Below are 15,065 nucleotides of genomic sequence, written 5' to 3'. Positions count from 1 at the left end.
AGTCTTAGGTCGTTGAACTGAGAACAGGGCTGCTTTGCTCGATTGGCTTGCCTTTGAAGGCGATCACCGGCTTGGCCGGCCCCTTGCCCCGGCTCGACGGTGACGAGAGCGCCTCGAATTTCTCGCGCTTCAGGCGCACCTGGATCATGTGCGGGCAGCGATGGTCGTCGTGGTAGAGTTCTTGGCAATGCATGCAGTAGATGCATTCATTGACGTTGATCTGGCCCTCTGGATGGATCGCCTGCACGGGGCATTCCTTGGCGCAACGCTGGCAGGGCGAGCCGCACTCGGGATAGCGCTTCAGCCACTCGAACATGCGGATGCGCCCTGGTATGGCGAGTGCGGCGCCGAGCGGACAGAGATAGCGGCAGTAGAAGCGTTCGATGAACAGGCCGGCAACCAGAAGCGCCAGCGCGAAGATCACGAACGGCCATTCGCGGGCGAACTTCAGGATGATCGCGGTTTTGAACGGCTCGACCTCGGCGTAAGTCTCTGCCATTCCCACCGAATAGAGCGAAAGGCCGAAGAGGCCGAGGAAGATGATGTACTTGATTGGCCACAGCCGCTCGTGCAGGCCGAAGGGCAGCGTGATCTGGGGCACTTTCAGCCACTGCGCCAGATTATTGCTTAGCTCCTGGAGCGCACCGAACGGACAAAGCCAGCCGCAAAACGGCCCACGGCCCCAGAAGAGCAGCCCGGCCGCAACCGCACCCCAAAGGATGAAGATGAGGGGTGCCGACAGAAAGAATTCCCAGCTGAAGCCGCTGATCAACGAGTTGAAAAACGTCAGCACATTGACCACGGAGAGCTGGGCATTGGCGTACCATCCAAGCCAGACCAGTGTGAAAAGGAGATAGCCTCGTCGCACCCAACCGAACAGGCGTGGCCGCCGAACCAGCCAGTTCTGGAAGAAGAAGATGGCGGTAAGGACAAGGAGGGCGGCCACGGTGATGGCGAGCGAAACGGTGTCCATCCTCCAAATTTTCATCCAGAGCGGTTCTTGTTCGGGGAAAGTCGCGCCTGGCTCTTCAGCCGACGCAGGTGCCGGCGCGGCCGCTTCCGAAACCGATTTGACGGCCTCCTGCACCGGAGGCTCTTCGATCGTCAGGTAACGGTCGGGAAGAGTATAGCCGACATTGAACGGAAGCACCGCCTTGTCGCGCGCACCAAAGCTACGCTGGGCTAGCAGTTGCAGTTCCCAAGGCCGCGTCAGATCGAGCGAAAATTCCTCCGGTACGGAAAACAATGCTATTTCGCGCAGGCTCGGCGCGCCTTTGGCCGCCAGGTCGCCGAGTCTGGTGTGGTTTCGATCGCGGAACCGGACACCTTGGCCGTCTTGCAGCAGTTCGATCCGATCAAAGATCCCGCCCCGGACATAGCCAGAGCCCTTGAAGGAATAAGCGCCCTCCCCGGCAACAACGATTGCCTGCTGCCCGGGCTTGAGCTTCCTTTGCAGCCGCTCGTAGGCGGCATCTCCCAGAAGGCTGCGACCGATCGTCGGCACACTGACCGCAGCCACATACAAGTCGATGAAGCGATCGCCTGGATTGGCTGTCTCGGGCTTGACGGAAGCTTCTGGATGGCCGGCTTGCGCGAAAGCGTCGGAGACCTCGCCGACGCTGAGGCGGAGGCTGCGAATTGAGCCATCGCCCAGGAGCGAAGCCCAATCGCGGATTTCAGACTTGGATAGGTCCGGTTTCTTAATCAGCCCTGGGGCGACTGGTGAGGTGGACGAACCCGTTGCACCAAGACGGTTGCTCCGGATCAGTTTGACGGCGGAGCGGACGACGCTGTCGCTCATCACCAGAACTGTCACGGTGGCACCGCTGACGATGTCGACCTGCGGAAGTTGTTCTGCCCCAGCAGCGACGCGACTAAGGTCCTTGCCGATCAATAAGTTGAGCGCCGCAACGACCTTTGCCTGCGGTATGCCTATGAGGACGATCGGTTCCTTGTGCTCGACCAGCTTGATTCCGCGGATAATGCCCGCGGGATCAATGCCAACAAGAATTCTGATCGGTTTTCCCGAATATCCAACGGCGCTGGAAAAGTCGGTGTTGAGGTAGGCATATCCGATCTTTCGGTTTCCCGAATAGACTGGCGCCAGCGCCGGGACCCCCTCCATCTCCCCGTATCGGTCGCCTCCCTGGATAAGCTCCCCGGGCTTGGTGTTTGCCAGGTAATCCTTAAGGCTCCCAGCCGCATGGGTGGGAGCGGACAAGACAGTTAGGATTGCAAGGGTTGTAATTGCCCACGCAGCAAGGCGGCGCCAGTTCCTCCAGAGTCGGAAACAAGCGGCCAACATATATCGTGTGGAAATGCTCCCCGGCATTGGCTTCCTTCATCACGTTCTCAAGCTGGGAGCCGGCTGGTTTCGTCCGCCAGCAGCCTCTGGCGCGTGTGTCGGCGGTTTTGGACGGGAGTTCTTTGACGCAGCGCAAACAACTCCCAGGCAGTTGGCTTAGTGTCGGAAAAACTGGCATCGGAGGAAAAAGTCATGTCTCGTTTGGGAGCAGAGCCGGCGGCGCCGGTCAGGTCGATGGCCGAACTTCTGGCAATCGCTTTCGCGATGGAGAAGGAATCTGCTCAAAGGTACTCAGAACTGGCACAACGAATGCGCGATAAGGGTCAGGCGAGACTGGCCGAGGTCTTCGAGCGCCTGGTCAAGGAGGAAACGGGCCATATCGAAAACGTCACTCGCTGGTCCCGGCAATCCAGTGGCAATGATCCGGATCTGAGGCAGCTCCGATGGACGCCGAAAGGTGTTTTCGATGACGAGAACACGGCCGTGGTCTCGCCGGAACTTGTGGACCCCTACCATTCGTTTGCGATGGCAGTGAGAAACGAAGAGCGCGCTTTTGCCTTTTGGTCCTACGTAGCTTCGAACGCACCTTCAACGGAGATCCGCTCCGCTGCCGAGCAGATGGCCAGAGAGGAGTTGGAACATGCCCGTGTTCTGCGGGTCGAACGCCGGCTTGCATTCTCTTCGCGTCGTGAGGCCGACGCGACATTTGCCAGCGCTGGCGACCTTGCAACCATGGAAGAACAGGTCGCGATCCGACTGAAAGCATTTGCGGCGCTTCGCGGGGAACATGACGAGACCGTGCTTAGCGGTCTGGCGGCAGAGGCACGAAAACTTGCGCAACAACTCACGGCCAGTCCGTTTGGAACGAACACGTCTATCAGCGACCGATCGCCGGAATCCTTGGATGCTCTCTGCGAGCTGCTGGCCGAATCCTACCTCAACGCGGGGGAAACCCTTCCCCTCCAGGCCGACCGCGACCGAGCTCAAATGCTGGCAACGACTGCCATTAAGCGCTTGGCTACTTTGAGATATCTCGACGAACAGCCGCTATGATTGTTGGCGCGATCAGTGTGGGTTCAACACCGAAATTCGCCAATTGCGCTGCTCCAACGTGATACAAATTCCGGATTCGTCATACCAAGCGATGTCGACGGCATTCCGTTTGCTTCGATACGGCGCGGTCCAGGTCTCGCGCGTCAAGAAGGCGCCTTGTTCGGCTGCCGCGCACGTAATTTGGGCCGAACGAGCATGCCGCCAAACAGGGCCACATATCCGAGGAAGGCCGCCACCCACAACGTCGCCGACATGTGGAGAAGCATTGCTTGCGCAGGTAGGAACGCGGCGCCGATGCGCAGGACGGCCGCAAGCACGATCGCGACAAAGACCACGCGTGTGCCAATGGTCGCCCGCAATTCGCGCCCTGTATGCCCAAGCGTGGCTCGGGTCATGACGGCGAGCGTCATGCATGCCACCGCTCCTACGCTGAACGCGTGAATGCCCGCCGCCGAAGGGACTGTCTCCGGCACGACGACGGCAAGTCCGGCGAGCAGGAGACCGATCGGCACGAAGGCAAACGCGACGTGCAGGATCAGCACCAGCGGATCACGAAACGTGCGATCACCCGCCCAGCGCACAAGCCGGATAGCGTTGAAGGCCGCCCCGACGATCAGCATCGCGCCTGTCGCGCTGCTTTCGGGAAAGAATGCCCAGGCCGCCAACGCGGTCGCCGACAGTGCGATCGCTGCGATGTCGAATTGGCTGAACGGGGCCGGCAGGCGTCCCTGATTTTCGCGTACCAACCAATTGCGGGTGAAACTGGGAACGATACGTCCGCCTATGATCATGATCAGAACGACGGCAGCCCCGAGTCCGAGCCGGCGGCTGATGTCCGAGACTGCATGGTTGTGCGCTTCGACATGAAACATCACATTGGCCACCAAAAGTACGGCGACCGGCAACAGCACCTTGAGGTTCCGCCAGTTCCGACCCGCGATGATTTCAGTCGCGGCGGCGACCGCGACAGCCACAAGGAAGGCGCAGTCGATTGCGGCTCCAACGAGCCAGCCGGTCTGCGCCGAAAAGAACACGGCGAACCGCCCCGCAAGCCACAACAGGACGAGTGCCAGCAAAGGCAGGCCTTGCACCGGCAGTCGTCCGGTCCAATTCGGGATCGCGGTCAGCAAGAAACCCGTGACGATCGCCGCGAGATAGCCAAACAGCATCTCGTGGACATGCCAGTCTACCGGCAAGAAGGCGCTTGAGGTTTCGATACGACCGTAAAACAACGGCAGCCAGAGCAGGATCGCCCCTCCGGCATACAGCGAGCCGAGCAGGAAGAACGGCCGGAAACCGTAGGAGAGAACCGCCGGATAAGTGCCGGGTCGTGTGCGTGGGATTGCCATCGGATGCATTTCAAAAGGGAACCATAGGCGGACTAACGTCCGCCCGCAGGTCCTTTAGGTCTCTGAACAAGAATTGCCCCACCTTCAGTTGCCTGCTGGAATTGCACCCAACAGCGTCTCGAACACTTTCTTCGCCTTCCCGGACTGCTTAACCGCCGCTGCCTGCGCCAGATTGACCGGCTTGCCGACCACGATCAACGCCACCATGCCCATCCCATAATGAGGCGCGCACTTCACGCCATAGATACCTTCCTTGTCGAGTGTAACGGTGATTTGTTCGCCCGGCTTGCCCTTGAAAGTCTTCGCGCCGTCGGGGATCATGCCGTTGATCGTTTCGGCATCGTGGCCCTTGTCGGTTGGCACGAACGTGATGGTGTCACCAGGCGCTGCCTGGACAAAGTCCGGTTGAAAGACCATTACGCCTTTCTCACCTTTGTTGAGCATCTGGATCTGGTGATCGGCGGCTTGAGCAGCTCCGCTCATTAGCGATGCGGCGGCGAGCGCGGTGGCGATGGTGACTGCGTATCTCATGATTTTACCTTTCTGTGATTTCATATTTGACGGGTTCGCCGTTGGGGAGCTTTTAGACTGACTTCAGCATGCGAACTTTGATGCAACGCAAACAAGGTCGAAGGAAAAGGCCGGGCTTGGTGCCCCTTGCCGTCCGTCGGGAACCCATGACATTGTGTGCTCGACAGAGACACGGATTTGCTGATGCCCATTGCAAGATCTTGGAAGAGGAATTGCCCTTGAGCCGTCTGGATCGGTCGTTGATCTCCGGGCTATCGGCCTTCCAGGGCATGACCCCGACGGATCTTGATTACATGATCGGCCAAGCGCGATCGTTGCGGGTTGTCAAGGATCAACCTATCTTCGAGCAAGAGCAGGAAGCCCACTCCTTCTTCTTGTTGCTCGACGGACATGTGCGTGTCGTTAAGACAACGCCAGACGGCCAAGAAGTGACCGTGCGCTACATTAGTCCTGGTGAACTGATGGGGATTGCCCACGCGTTGGGTCGCAGCACCTATCCGGCCAGCGCAATTGCTGCCGTCGATTGCGTGGCTCTTGCATGGCCAGGTCATCTTTGGCTCAAGTTCGCGGATTCCTTCCCAAGTTTTGGCGCCAATACCTATAAAACCGTTGGCAGCAGGCTGCAGGACGCTCACACGCGCGTGATCGAGATGTCCACCGAACAGGTGGATCAGCGCGTCGCCCATGCGCTGCTCAAGTTAATCAAGCAGACCGGTCGGCAAACCGATGAGGGAATCATGATTGATTTCCCGATATCACGGCAGGACATCGCCGAGATGACAGGAACGACGCTGCACACGGTGAGTCGGCTGCTCTCATCTTGGGAGGAAAAGGGGCTCGTTAAAAGTGGCCGCGAAAAGGTGACCGTGGTGGAACCTCACCGCCTGCTTTTGCTGGCCGAAGGACGGACTGGGAACAACTAGTCCGCTCCGGTTCGCTCGATCGCGGCGTTCAGATCGACACGCAGTGATTCCTCGCCTATCCCGTGCTCACGCGCCGCTTCGGAAATGGTGTGGAACGAGGCAACCGGGCAGCCGACGCAAAGCAGGCGATACTGGAGAACCACTCCGATGGTTGCCGGCCACCTGAGCATTATTTCGTCCATCGTTGCATCGTCGCGAAGTCGGGTCTTCATGCGCGTCGTCCAGGTTTAGGAAGCAATATCTTGCAACCGCTGTTCCAGATGATCGTTGCGCTGAGACAAAGAGGAAGCGCCCTCCCGCGTGTGCCCCCTTCCCAAGCAACGCTGAGATGCGTTTTGGACACCGAGGGCGGGCGCAGGCTGCTTGGTCCATAGGAGTAGGCATGCCACCCCAACAGGAAACTCTGAGCCGATGCTAAGCGCCCGTGTCATAAACATTCCGACGGTCGGGAAAGCGAGCGCGCTTCGCCGTGGCCGAACAGCGTAAGCCCACAAGTGAAACGCGCCACTGCAAGGCCCGGCCTTGCAAGGCAAGCATATGCGCCGCTGGTTGCGGGAACTCCGTAGCAAGGGTCCGGGTCAGAAATCGCGCACACCTTTCAACCATGAAGACGATCAGGACCGATGTCTTCACAACGCCGTGGAGCGCATTTGACCGTCGTAAATCAACGACGTTTCCAGAGCGGCGCACCGTCTATGACGAGGCGTTGCCTTGCAGCCATGCTGTCATGCAATGGGTCACGTTGCGGTCAGGCCAAGACGGCACTTGGCGTCTGTATTCATCATATCAGGTGCCCATGGTGGATCATATGTGAGCCGGATGTCTACCCAATGGATCCCAGGTACTATCCAGGCGGCCGAGCGGACTGCATCCTTGAGGTATCCCGTCGCGGGACAAGCACGGGCCGTGGTCGTCATTTCGATATGCGCTATCCCATCCTGTTCCACCGAAACTTGGTAGATCAATCCGAGATCGACGACATTTTCTCCAAGCTCCGGATCAATGACCATGCGCAGGGATTCACGTATGCCAACCGCTAGTGCCTGGCCTTCCGCTCCGTTCATGATACTCGCCCTCCTGACCCACCAGAGCGGATGACTATGCGATAGTGCCCTTGCGGCTCGAAGGTGCCGCGCCAGCGATGCCCACGTACCTGCAACTCATCGAATAAAAAAACTGGTTCGCGCGGCAGCAGCACTGCCATCGTCTGACCAAGTGCCAAGGTCTTGACCGCTTGCAGCGTTCTGACCATCGGTTCCGGCGGCTCGAGATCGCGATTGTCGAGCTCCATGATTGGTTCTGGCCAGTCGCGTGGCATGTCGTCGGTGCTTGCTGATCGTTCCGACGGTTCCCCTACCTGCTGTGCTGCCCCAACCGGCGTGAAGACAACTTCCCAGTCACCATTGCCAATTTCTTTGGCCGAGGGCTCGAAGCCTCGCGCGCCAAGCACCTGAAACAAGGGAATGGGCTTAAAGGACACAAGCAAGCGCAGGCTTTGACCCGGGCCGAGTGCGGCCACCGCTTCCATGATGGCACTGAAGGGCTCGCCACCTTCGCGAAGGATCGGCCGAACGTCGAGGTCGTAATGCGGGGCACTCATTCGGGTTTCCTCTATAATGGGCGCCAGGAGGGCAGGAAAAGGCGCGGGCGCGATGCTCCCTCGGGCAGGCGCAAGGCTGCGGTAACATTGGCAAGGCGGCGCGCAAGAACGAGTTCCGCGACGATCGCTATCGTAGCAGCTAAGGTCACAGCCGTAGCCATGCGGAACAGACCCGGCACCTCGGTCAGAAGCGCCCCAGTCCCGACCAGCACGCCGGCGTAGAAGAGTGCGAAACTCACCTTGCCGCGCGTTTCGACGACAAGATCCTGGACGCGCGGCGTTGGCTTCCTGCCCATCACCGGTCCGTAGCATTCGAGCCAGGTTAGGAACGGCACGATCTTGTAGAGTTGCGAAAGCCCCAGCCCTGTTAGCCAACCGAAAGCAACGAGATAGACAACTGCGCCTGCATGCTGCGCAAGCGTTCCCGTCGCCAGCAGAGCGAGGAGAAGCACAACCGACAGATAAAGGGCGGAGAAGGCGCCGATCGCCGAACTGCTGTTCAATTCGATCTTGCGTCGCTTGCGGCTGCGATAGAAGAAAACGAGATCGATGGCATAGAACACCGTCGCGGCGGACGCGAGTAAGCAAGCGAGAACGGCAGGCAGCATTATCTCTCCGGAAAGACGTGTCAAAGGCTCTGACGACACAATAAGAAGCAGGGCGGTAGCGCCGGCCCACAAGACCAGATAACCCGTGGTGCGTTCGCTGTCCGGGGAAAGCATAAACATTGGCAGCAAGCGGTAACTCACACCAACGGCCGTGAAGCCGAGCCAGCCGCCAAGGCCTACCATCACGTGAGTGGGAAGAGCCGCTTGCACATCTATGCCAATCCCACCTAGCACCTCGCCGGAGAGCGAGAATGCAAAGGAGGCACCCAAGACGCTGGTGACTGCGATGCTGGCAAGCCCTCCCGCAACGAAGCGCGCGGGCAGTGGCAGTCTGGATGGTCGGACATCCCATAACGTACGTGCGAGCGCCCATCCCACCAATCCGAAGCCAGCCGGAAGGAGAAGCCCGGCAAACGCAAGCGCAGGAACATCAACGTCAATTGCTCCTGATAGGCGCAAGAATCCGGTGACCAGGCAAGTCAGACCGACAATCAGGCACAGCAGCGCCGGCAAGGCCAGAGACTCGCAGCGAAGTGGCCGCGCAACGAGCACCGGGACAAACTGGAACAAGGCTCCGCACATCAGAAGGCTAAGCCAGCCTATTGTGATCATGTGGACGATCATAAGCGTCTCTGGGGCTTCCAAGGCAACAGTCGGAAAACCGTAGCCGGCCATCATCAGCATCTGAGCGGCGACCAAAGACACCAGTGCCGAGGCGAAGTACGCCATGGTCCAGCGCGAAAGAGCCGAGTTGATCATCGCCAGACAGCTATACAATGAAAACATCTGCGATCATGGGACATGTCAGAACTCATTCGCCAAATCGGAGCAGCAGACATTCTACACAAGGGCCATCACCGCTGTGGCACCCAACACGATTGGGGCGAGCCCAGCGATGAGCATGGGCAGCCATGTCTTCTCTGCCTTTGGGCCGCTCGCCGCTTCAGTGCTGAATACGAGGCTTGGGCATCCGTTGATCGCGTCTTCCATCCCTATCTCGAATTGCATGTTCATGTCACTTCCTTGAACTCCCGGTCGCTGAGGCGTCCGTCAAAGCGCTTCGCATTTGCCTCGCAATCCTTTGTTTGCTTCGACGTGCGACCGCTTTAGCAATCCCGCATCGTACGGCAGAAGCGCAATCGTATCCCCCTCGGGCAGCGCGCGAACACATCAGGTCAAAGTCGTCGAACGTCGATTACGAGAAGCTATCCGACATGCCCCAATAGTTCTTTGCGTTCGCGCAAACTGGGGTCGATCCGCGTCTTACTCGGGTTAGTGATCGCCCTGTGGGATTTCGGGTGCCATTCCGGTGCAAGAGCAGTGAGGACGCTGACAAGCGCGATTACGCCTGAGCAGGGAACGATCTCCGCAATCGCAACTGCTTGACCGACAAGACCAAGCCTTCGTAGAGCAATTGCCGCGAGGATGGCCAGAGCAGCTTGGGAGCGCTTTAATCAGTCGTCCAAAGGCAATCACCACAGTCCACAACGTCCCTGGGCAAAGCCGCCCGTCCAGGCCGAAATCCGTCGGGGCGAGCACGGCGACGAGGACGCTTGCGTTAGAGCAAAGAACATCCGATGGGATGCCATAAACTGGAGCTAGCAGTTTGATGGAAGGCCGTCGTTTAGAATCTATCGCGATGCTAATGGACGCAGAACTGCGGTGAGCGGATTCACCTTGCCAGTTGGCCGAGGGCAATCAGCAGGTTGAGAATTATGCAGAACAAGACGCTGCCAGAGATTGCGTGTGGAGGTCTGAATGATCTCGGTTAAATGGGCGGATGCTGCGCCCGAGATCGATGCCGCGGCTGCCGCCAAAGCGATGAAGTTCTCTGTTGAGTATTTCATAAGGCAGATCCAGCGTGGCGGCATCAAAGGGCGGGTTGAGCGAGGGGTTGGTGAGGACGATGGCAAACACCGTTTGGCCTTCCGTTCTCATGATCGTGAGTTGACAATAGTTGTCGGTCCAAACGGTGAGATCATCAGCCAGGAACTAATCGTGGCGACCCCAAAGCGTCGTTGGAGGCGGGCTTGAGCCGTGCCCAGCGCAATTGGAGACATCTGCGAGGCCGTCAATTCCTTCCTTGTAGCACAATGAGGCTGCTGACGTTGGGACCCCGACTGATCTGGCCCACTTCGATCCCGAGCCACTTCGCTTCACGAACAGGTTCCACTGCGCCTCGCACACTGACCATGTAATGATCTGAGCGCTGGTGCTGAAGCGCTAGCCCAAGCCACACAGCGAGATCGAAATAACTAGGCCGGTCAGATGGCAATACCAACGGCGGCGCCGATACCGGCGGTCAGAGCCATTGCCAGCGCGCCCCAGAAGGTGACACGAACCATTGCCCTCAGCACATTGGCGCCGCCGGCTTTGGCCCCGATGGCACCCAGAACCGCCAGGAACAGGAGGGAGGCGACAGACACCGTTGTGGCAAGCCAGGCGGCCGGCGAAATAAGCACCATCGCCAAAGGCATGGCTGCGCCAACCGAAAATGCGGCAGCCGAGGTCAGAGCGGCCTGGATCGGCCTCGCCGTGGTCACCTCGGAGATACCAAGTTCGTCACGTGCGTGGGCGCCGAGCGCGTCCTTCGCCATCAATTGGTCGGCGACCTGCAAGGCCAGGGTTGGCTCGACGCCTCGTCTGACATAGATCTCCGCAAGTTCGTGACGCTCGAAATCTGGCTGCGTGGCCAACTCGCCCTTCTCACGCGCAAGGTCAGCTTGTTCGGTGTCGGACTGCGAACTGACCGAAACATACTCTCCGGCCGCCATCGACATCGCGCCGGCGACCAGTCCGGCCACGCCGGCCACCAGAACATTTGAGGCCGCGGCATTGGCCGCCGCCACACCAACGATCAGGCTGGCCGTCGACACGATTCCGTCATTGGCGCCCAGCACGGCGGCGCGCAGCCAGCCGACGCGCGATACGAGATGGTTTTCACTGTGCAGGCGGCTCATGGCATCACCGCGCGCGCCGTCCAGCAGGCCGGAGCATTCTGACGAGCACATCCGATTTTACGAAGAAATGCTGCCACAGCGCCGCTACGGCATGAAGGCCTACAACGATGATGATCACTGGCTTGGCGAGTTCGTGTATCTCACCCATTGCTCGAATGTTGAAGTACCATGCCAGCGCTCCGGTAATTGGCATCCCGAAAATGAACAGGTAGAGCAGGAAATGGGCGGCAGCGGCGATCCCCTTTAACAGTGCGCTTTCTTCCGACGGTGCTGCCGGCACACCAACCTTGAGACGGACCGCAAGCCGCCAGATCGCCAGTACCAGAACTGCCAAACCGACATAGACATGAATATTCGCGTTTAAGATGTCGCCAGCTGCCGGCTCGGTGCCGCGCGAGAACGCCCGGTAAGCCGGCTTGATGTCCTCACCGATTACAAGCTGCAGGACGATCAGCACCGCGATGGTCCAATGCAGCAATATCTGGGTTCCGGTGTATCCGGCCGGCTCTTTGACAACAGCCATAGGCAGCTACCTTGTTTGAGAGAGCCCTCTTAGCTCAGGCTTTATGTGGATATCTTGATCTATGACAAATCGACTTGATGTCGTCCATGAGCTTTGCCGGGCACTCGCAGCTTGAACTCGGCTGACAGCCAGTTGTCAGCTTGGTCGTGGGATATTGCCTCCGGAGAGCAGATAGGCCGCCCTGCGAGAGTCAACGTGGAAACACCTCCGATGAAACAGATTGCCTTGTCACTTTTCGTGATCGCCGCGTCGGGCGCTTATGTCTGGGATCAGGCCGGCAAGGACCCTGCAAACGATATGCTCGGCGAAGCGCTGCCGGCCGACGCAGCCGAAGCGCCTTCAGCGCAGCCAAAAGAGCCGGCCCCGTTTGCGGCGACCTTGCCGGCGCCCCTCGACCCCCGGTTCAGAACAAGGTTCCCGATTGCCCCGGAAACGACGGCTGGCATAGCAGTGCCCGCCGAACGAACAGATGATCCGGTCAAGCAGACAGTGGTTCCGGTGACCCCACAACCCTCGCGAGCGCTGCTGGCGCAGCCAGTGGCGCCGGCTGCCTCCGATCCTGCGCCATCGGTACCTTCATTTGCCGTCACTCCCGCCGTCTACATACCAGTCCCGCAGCCGAGGCCAGCATATCGGGATGCGCCAGCACGTGTCGTCCGGGTCGACATGAAGATCTATGCCGACGGCGTCTACACCGGCCCTACGGCCGATGCCTACTACGGCATCATCCAGATTCAGGCCCTGATACAGGGCGGGCAGCTTAAGGCGCTGAAGGTATTGAAATACCCATCCGACCGCCGCACCTCCATCAATATCAACAGGCAAGCGCTGCCCATGCTGCGCGACGAAGCGATCAGCGCCCAAAGCGCCAATGTCGACATTATTTCGGGCGCGACCCTGACCAGCAGGGCTTTCATCCAGTCGCTGCGCGGCGCGCTGAAGAAAGCGACGTCGTAGGTCCATGCGCGACACGCGAATTTTGATGGGCATGCCCATAACGGTCGACATCGGTGGCGCCTCGACCGGGGAGCTGATCGACAGGGTCTTTGGCTATTTCGAGAATATCGACCGGCGCTTCAGCACATACCGGGCCGACAGCGAGATCGCGGCCATCAACCGCGGCGACGTTCCGGTCGCCGACTGGAGCGGCGAGATGATGGAAGTGCTCGCTCTCGCCAGACAGACGAAAGACGAGACGGACGGATACTTCGATATTCGCAAGCCCGACGGATCGCTCGATCCTTCCGGCATCGTCAAGGGCTGGGCAATCCGCAATGCGGCAGGCATCGTTCAACGGGCCGGCATCAGCGATTTCTTCATCGAGGCGGGCGGCGATATCCAGTCCTGCGGCAAGAATGCTTCGGGTCAGGATTGGAGCGTCGGTATCCGCAATCCCTTCAATGCTCACGAGATCGTAAAGGTCGTCTATCCCCGCGATCGCGGCGTCGCGACCTCAGGCACCTATGTCCGCGGCCAACACATCTACAACCCGCACGGGATTGGTAATCCAATCCAGGACATCGTCAGCCTGACCGTGATCGGCGCCGATGTGCTCGAAGCCGATCGTTTCGCCACCGCGGCCTTCGCCATGGGTCGGGACGGCATTTTCTTCATCGAGCAGACCCCTGGCCTGGAGGGATATCTCGTCGACGCCAGTGGCCGCGCCACCCCGACAGCCGGGTTCGGAGCCCTTTGCCTGCCATGATCAAGACCATCGACCGATTTCTCGATCACCTGACCATGTACAGGCTGGTCCTCTACTATCTGATGACGCTTGTCGGCGCAGCGTTCGTGCTCGGCTTCGCCAAGCTGGTGCCACATGACCCCATTGCGCTTGGCTTCACGACGGCTCTTGCGCTGGCCGCCTGCTGGATCACCAACAAGGCCTTTGCGCGTGTCTTCGCGGTCCCGGCCAACAACGAGTCCGCCTACATCACCGCGCTCATCCTGGCGCTTATCCTCGATCCGGTGGCGGTCACGGACACAAAGGGGATCGCAGCGGTGGCATTCGCGTCCGTCTGGGCGATTTCATCGAAATTCATTCTCGCCATCGGCCGAAAGCACCTTTTCAACCCGGCTGCGCTGGGCGTGGCGCTGTCCGCGCTGCTGCTCGACCAACCAGCCACCTGGTGGGTGGGCGGCAATCTGCCATTGCTTCCGCTCGTGCTCGTCGGCGGTATGCTCATTGTCCGCAAACTGCGCCGGCTTGACCTTGTCTCGACCTTCCTTGTCGCGGCGCTGGCGACCATCCTGGCAACGACCGATCCGGACCAGTATTGGACGGCGCTCACGCAGACACTGAGTTCCTCGCCCCTGCTGTTCTTTGCCTTCGTGATGCTGACCGAGCCGCTGACCGCGCCGACGATGCGTTGGCCGCGTATCGCCTTTGCCGCGATCGTCGGCTTTCTGTTTGCTCCCGCCATTCATCTCGGCTCGTTCTATTTCACGCCGGAACTGGCGCTGCTTGCCGGCAACCTGTTTGCCTATGCGGCAGGCCCCAAGGGACGCTTCGTGCTGACTCTTGAACGCATCGAGCAGTCGGCCGTCGACAGCTTTGACTTCATCTTCCGCTCGCCGCGCAAGCTCGCCTTCGAGGCCGGTCAGTATCTCGAATGGACGCTTGGTCTCCATCGTGCCGACAATCGCGGCAACCGCCGGTATTTCACGGTCGCCTCGGCGCCGACGGAGGAAACGGTCCGCCTCGGCGTCAAGTTCTATCCGCAATCAAGCGCCTTCAAGCGCGAATTGATGGCCATGAAGCCAGGCAGCACGATTCACGCCGCGCAACTGGCCGGCAATTTCACGTTGCCCGCCCGGCGTGAAATCAAGATCGCTTTCCTGGCCGGGGGCATCGGGATCACGCCATTCCGCTCGATGCTGCAATACCTACTCGACCGCAATGAGCGGCGGCCGATCGTCATCCTCTACGGAACCGAGGGGCAGCAGGACATTGCCTACCGTGACGTGCTCGGTGCCGCAAAACGCGAACTCGGCATCCGAACGTTCCACGCCGTCGCGCGAGGTGGCGAGCGTGGCCAGTATCCTGGCTACATCGACGAGCGCCTGATCCGTCTGGCTATACCGGACCACCTCGAGCGGATTTTCTACATTTCCGGCCCGCAGGCGATGGTCAAGGCGCTGCGCAAGAAGCTGCTGGCCATGGGCGTGCGTCGCTCGAAGATAAGGGTCGACTACTTCCCGGGTTTCGTCTGA

General features: G+C 59.7%; 16 protein-coding genes. 6 read left to right on the top strand and 10 right to left on the bottom strand.

Features of this window, described 5'->3' with window-relative positions:
• Positions 1–4: 4 nt before the first annotated feature.
• A complete protein-coding gene (locus tag FJ972_RS28775) occupies positions 5–2,305 on the bottom strand; it encodes a NosR/NirI family protein (RefSeq protein WP_140523394.1) in 2,301 nt (766 codons plus the stop codon).
• Positions 2,306–2,464: 159 nt separating this feature from the next.
• On the opposite strand from FJ972_RS28775, the gene FJ972_RS28770 reads away from it, so the two are divergent.
• Positions 2,465–3,358 carry a ferritin-like domain-containing protein gene (locus FJ972_RS28770; RefSeq protein ID WP_140522864.1) on the top strand — a complete coding sequence of 298 codons (894 nt, stop codon included), beginning with the start codon at positions 2,465–2,467 and terminating at the stop codon, positions 3,356–3,358.
• A 143-nt stretch (positions 3,359–3,501) separates the two neighbouring features.
• Here FJ972_RS28770 and FJ972_RS28765 read toward each other — a convergent pair whose 3' ends face one another.
• Entirely contained in the window at positions 3,502–4,707 is a 1,206-nt protein-coding gene (locus FJ972_RS28765) for an NnrS family protein (protein ID WP_140523397.1), read from the bottom strand.
• Between the two features lie 84 nt (positions 4,708–4,791).
• Positions 4,792–5,238, bottom strand: coding sequence for a pseudoazurin (locus FJ972_RS28760; protein ID WP_140522866.1), 447 nt, complete (start codon positions 5,236–5,238; stop codon positions 4,792–4,794).
• Between the two features lie 218 nt (positions 5,239–5,456).
• Here FJ972_RS28760 and FJ972_RS28755 point away from each other — a divergent pair, with 218 nt between their 5' ends.
• Positions 5,457–6,161 (top strand): Crp/Fnr family transcriptional regulator, encoded by a 705-nt coding sequence (locus tag FJ972_RS28755; RefSeq protein WP_140522868.1) that lies wholly within the window; start codon positions 5,457–5,459, stop codon positions 6,159–6,161.
• On the opposite strand, the gene FJ972_RS28750 is transcribed toward FJ972_RS28755, so the two are convergent.
• From FJ972_RS28750 to FJ972_RS28730, 5 genes are all read right to left on the bottom strand, one after another.
• The gene (locus tag FJ972_RS28750) at positions 6,158–6,373 is read right to left on the bottom strand and encodes a DUF1858 domain-containing protein (protein ID WP_140522870.1); all 216 of its coding nucleotides are present in this window, start codon (positions 6,371–6,373) and stop codon (positions 6,158–6,160) included. The genes FJ972_RS28755 and FJ972_RS28750 overlap by 4 nt on opposite strands.
• A gap of 525 nt (positions 6,374–6,898) precedes the next feature.
• The gene (locus FJ972_RS28745; RefSeq protein ID WP_140522872.1) at positions 6,899–7,225 is read right to left on the bottom strand and encodes a metal-sulfur cluster assembly factor; all 327 of its coding nucleotides are present in this window, start codon (positions 7,223–7,225) and stop codon (positions 6,899–6,901) included.
• A complete protein-coding gene (locus tag FJ972_RS28740) occupies positions 7,222–7,761 on the bottom strand; it encodes a DUF2249 domain-containing protein (protein WP_140522874.1) in 540 nt (179 codons plus the stop codon). The genes FJ972_RS28745 and FJ972_RS28740 overlap by 4 nt, the downstream gene beginning before the upstream one ends.
• 11 nt (positions 7,762–7,772) lie before the next feature.
• Complete coding sequence (locus FJ972_RS28735; RefSeq protein WP_140523399.1) at positions 7,773–9,128, bottom strand: hypothetical protein; 1,356 nt, start codon at positions 9,126–9,128, stop codon at positions 7,773–7,775.
• Positions 9,129–9,209: 81 nt separating this feature from the next.
• The gene (locus tag FJ972_RS28730; protein ID WP_181165392.1) at positions 9,210–9,383 is read right to left on the bottom strand and encodes a hypothetical protein; all 174 of its coding nucleotides are present in this window, start codon (positions 9,381–9,383) and stop codon (positions 9,210–9,212) included.
• A 744-nt stretch (positions 9,384–10,127) separates the two neighbouring features.
• Here FJ972_RS28730 and FJ972_RS28725 point away from each other — a divergent pair.
• Positions 10,128–10,403 (top strand): DUF6522 family protein, encoded by a 276-nt coding sequence (locus tag FJ972_RS28725; RefSeq protein WP_140522876.1) that lies wholly within the window; start codon positions 10,128–10,130, stop codon positions 10,401–10,403.
• A 230-nt stretch (positions 10,404–10,633) separates the two neighbouring features.
• Here the strand turns inward: FJ972_RS28725 and FJ972_RS28720 are convergent, their stop codons facing one another.
• Together FJ972_RS28720 and FJ972_RS28715 are read right to left on the bottom strand one after the other, a co-directional pair.
• Positions 10,634–11,329, bottom strand: a complete 696-nt coding sequence (locus tag FJ972_RS28720; RefSeq protein WP_140522878.1) for a VIT family protein — start codon at positions 11,327–11,329, stop codon at positions 10,634–10,636.
• Between the two features lie 4 nt (positions 11,330–11,333).
• Positions 11,334–11,852: a cytochrome b gene (locus tag FJ972_RS28715; RefSeq protein ID WP_140522880.1), complete on the bottom strand. Its 519-nt coding sequence runs from the start codon at positions 11,850–11,852 to the stop codon at positions 11,334–11,336.
• Between the two features lie 111 nt (positions 11,853–11,963).
• Between FJ972_RS28715 and FJ972_RS28710 the strand changes: the two genes are divergently transcribed.
• From FJ972_RS28710 to FJ972_RS28700, 3 genes are read left to right on the top strand one after another with little or no spacing between them, the layout of a single operon-like run.
• Positions 11,964–12,809 carry an FMN-binding protein gene (locus tag FJ972_RS28710; protein ID WP_224656231.1) on the top strand — a complete coding sequence of 282 codons (846 nt, stop codon included), beginning with the start codon at positions 11,964–11,966 and terminating at the stop codon, positions 12,807–12,809.
• Between the two features lie 25 nt (positions 12,810–12,834).
• A complete protein-coding gene (locus FJ972_RS28705) occupies positions 12,835–13,557 on the top strand; it encodes an FAD:protein FMN transferase (protein ID WP_224656230.1) in 723 nt (240 codons plus the stop codon).
• The gene (locus FJ972_RS28700) at positions 13,554–15,065 is read left to right on the top strand and encodes an RnfABCDGE type electron transport complex subunit D (RefSeq protein WP_140522883.1); all 1,512 of its coding nucleotides are present in this window, start codon (positions 13,554–13,556) and stop codon (positions 15,063–15,065) included. Before FJ972_RS28705 ends, FJ972_RS28700 begins: the two co-directional genes overlap by 4 nt.

It is taken from the genome of Mesorhizobium sp. B2-1-1, from assembly GCF_006442975.2.
In the GTDB taxonomy this organism is placed as follows: domain Bacteria; phylum Pseudomonadota; class Alphaproteobacteria; order Rhizobiales; family Rhizobiaceae; genus Mesorhizobium.
Note: the sequence above shows the minus strand (reverse complement) of the source record. Positions and strands in the feature narration are given on the sequence as shown.

Excerpts from the sequence above, each read along its gene's own strand:
- FJ972_RS28775 (WP_140523394.1), bottom strand. The coding sequence starts at position 2,305 with ATGTTGGCCGCTTGTTTCCGACTCTGGAGGAACTGGCGCCGCCTTGCT.
- FJ972_RS28765 (WP_140523397.1), bottom strand. The coding sequence starts at position 4,707 with ATGGCAATCCCACGCACACGACCCGGCACTTATCCGGCGGTTCTCTCC.
- FJ972_RS28760 (WP_140522866.1), bottom strand. The coding sequence starts at position 5,238 with ATGAGATACGCAGTCACCATCGCCACCGCGCTCGCCGCCGCATCGCTA.
- FJ972_RS28750 (WP_140522870.1), bottom strand. The coding sequence starts at position 6,373 with ATGAAGACCCGACTTCGCGACGATGCAACGATGGACGAAATAATGCTC.
- FJ972_RS28745 (WP_140522872.1), bottom strand. The coding sequence starts at position 7,225 with ATGAACGGAGCGGAAGGCCAGGCACTAGCGGTTGGCATACGTGAATCC.
- FJ972_RS28740 (WP_140522874.1), bottom strand. The coding sequence starts at position 7,761 with ATGAGTGCCCCGCATTACGACCTCGACGTTCGGCCGATCCTTCGCGAA.
- FJ972_RS28735 (WP_140523399.1), bottom strand. The coding sequence starts at position 9,128 with ATGATCAACTCGGCTCTTTCGCGCTGGACCATGGCGTACTTCGCCTCG.
- FJ972_RS28730 (WP_181165392.1), bottom strand. The coding sequence starts at position 9,383 with ATGAACATGCAATTCGAGATAGGGATGGAAGACGCGATCAACGGATGC.
- FJ972_RS28725 (WP_140522876.1), top strand. The coding sequence starts at position 10,128 with ATGATCTCGGTTAAATGGGCGGATGCTGCGCCCGAGATCGATGCCGCG.
- FJ972_RS28720 (WP_140522878.1), bottom strand. The coding sequence starts at position 11,329 with ATGAGCCGCCTGCACAGTGAAAACCATCTCGTATCGCGCGTCGGCTGG.
- FJ972_RS28715 (WP_140522880.1), bottom strand. The coding sequence starts at position 11,852 with ATGGCTGTTGTCAAAGAGCCGGCCGGATACACCGGAACCCAGATATTG.
- FJ972_RS28705 (WP_224656230.1), top strand. The coding sequence starts at position 12,835 with ATGGGCATGCCCATAACGGTCGACATCGGTGGCGCCTCGACCGGGGAG.
- FJ972_RS28700 (WP_140522883.1), top strand. The coding sequence starts at position 13,554 with ATGATCAAGACCATCGACCGATTTCTCGATCACCTGACCATGTACAGG.